Below are 1,589 nucleotides of genomic sequence, written 5' to 3'. Positions count from 1 at the left end.
TGATCTCCTCTTGGTGGTTCACCATGTTTCCCGACCCGACGCTCTTCCGTTCGTGGTGGTCGTTGTCGCCGGTGTCCGACTCCCGCATCTCGCACACGAGGCCGCCGAACCACGACTGGTCCGCGAACGGCTCGGCGTGGTCGACCGGCTCGCGCATCGTCGCGAGGTCGTCCGGGTCGATGAGGTGCGGCGCCCCGCCGCCGAGCATCCGGCCGAACCGCACCAGGTCGGACGCGCTGGCGGCCAGCGCCCCGGCGGGCGCGTCGACCGGCAGCAGCGACTGCTCCACCGGCACCACGCGGCCCGTGGTGGCGTTGACCGCGTGGCCGCTGACCACGTCGGCGTCCGGGCTGGTGGTGAACCTGGCGCGCACGCCCAGGGGGCGCAGCAGCACCGCCTCCACGGCCTCGGCCCAGGTCATGCCGGTCGTCACCTCGATCAGGTGGCCGATCAGGCAGTAGCCGATGTTGGAGTAGGAGAAGCCGGCGCCGGGCTCGTGCAGCGGGTGCAGCTCGCGCAACGCCTGGCGCACGTGGTGGCGCAGGGACGTCGTGCGGACGTCCTCCGGGTCCGACGGCAGGCCGCCGGTGTGGCTGAGCAGGTGGCGCAGCGTGAGCTCGTCGGCCACCCCGGCCAGGTGGTCGGACAGCGGCGCGTCGAGCTCCAGGTCCCCGTCGGAGACCAGGGCCATCGCCACGGTCGCGGTGAAGGTCTTGGTGATCGATCCGATGGGCACGGCCGCGTCGGCGGCCAGGCCCACCTCGTGCGTCCACGTGCGTCCGGCGTGGTGCACGGCGAGCTGCGCCCCGGGAACGAGGTGCTCGCGAGTGAGCGCCGTTAATCGGGCAACGATCCTGTCGGTGTCCATGAGTGATCCTCTGAGAATGAGCCAATACGGCTGCGGGCCCAACGTTGACGGTCGCCGGGAGATCGTCGCGACCGCCGAACGGAGCATTTACCGAATGGGCATTCCCTATTTTGAGGGAAGCATGACCGGATGTTAGAAGCGTCACTTCCCCGCTCTCAACGGACCGACCAGCACCATCGTCGCCGGTGACGCCGAGGTACTGCGGGAGCTGCGCGACCGCACGGACAACGCCCGCCTCATCCCGGTGGACTACGCCTCCCACACCCCGCACGTCGCGCCGTTGGAGGAGGTGATCCCCCGCCTGCTCGACGGGATCACCCCGCGTCGCGCGTCGATCCCGTTCCACTCGACCGTCACCGGCGGGCCGGTCGACACCACGACCCTGACCTCGCGGTACTGGTACGACAACCTGCGCAACCCGGTGCTGTTCCACCCCACCGCCGCCGCGTTGGCCGAGGCGGGCCACCGGGTGTTCATCGAGGTCAGCCCGCACCCGGTGCTCACCACCGCCCTCGGTGACGCGGTCACGGCACTGGGCACGCTGCGCCGCGACCACGGTGCCCCGCACCACCTGCTCACCGCCTTCGCGCACGCCCACGTCCGCGGTCTGGGGATCGACTGGGCCGCGCTCGTCCCGGCCGCCGATCCGGTCCCGCTGCCCACCTACCCGTTCCAGCGGCAGCGGTACTGGCAGGACTCCACGACCGCGGCGACCGACGTC

1 protein-coding gene and 1 pseudogene are annotated in these 1,589 nt (G+C 71.2%); one reads left to right on the top strand and one right to left on the bottom strand.

The features are described 5' to 3' along the window. The coding region (locus tag AB0G02_RS39340) for a serine hydrolase domain-containing protein (RefSeq protein WP_360805353.1) at positions 1–868 on the bottom strand (868 nt) is incomplete at its 3' end. Positions 869–1,034: 166 nt separating this feature from the next. On the opposite strand from AB0G02_RS39340, the pseudogene AB0G02_RS39335 reads away from it, so the two are divergent. After that, positions 1,035–1,589 (top strand): annotated as a pseudogene (locus tag AB0G02_RS39335) (acyltransferase domain-containing protein); the annotation flags it as partial.

It is taken from the genome of Actinosynnema sp. NPDC023658, assembly GCF_040639995.1.
Lineage (GTDB): Bacteria > Actinomycetota > Actinomycetes > Mycobacteriales > Pseudonocardiaceae > Actinosynnema.
Note: the sequence above shows the minus strand (reverse complement) of the source record. Positions and strands in the feature narration are given on the sequence as shown.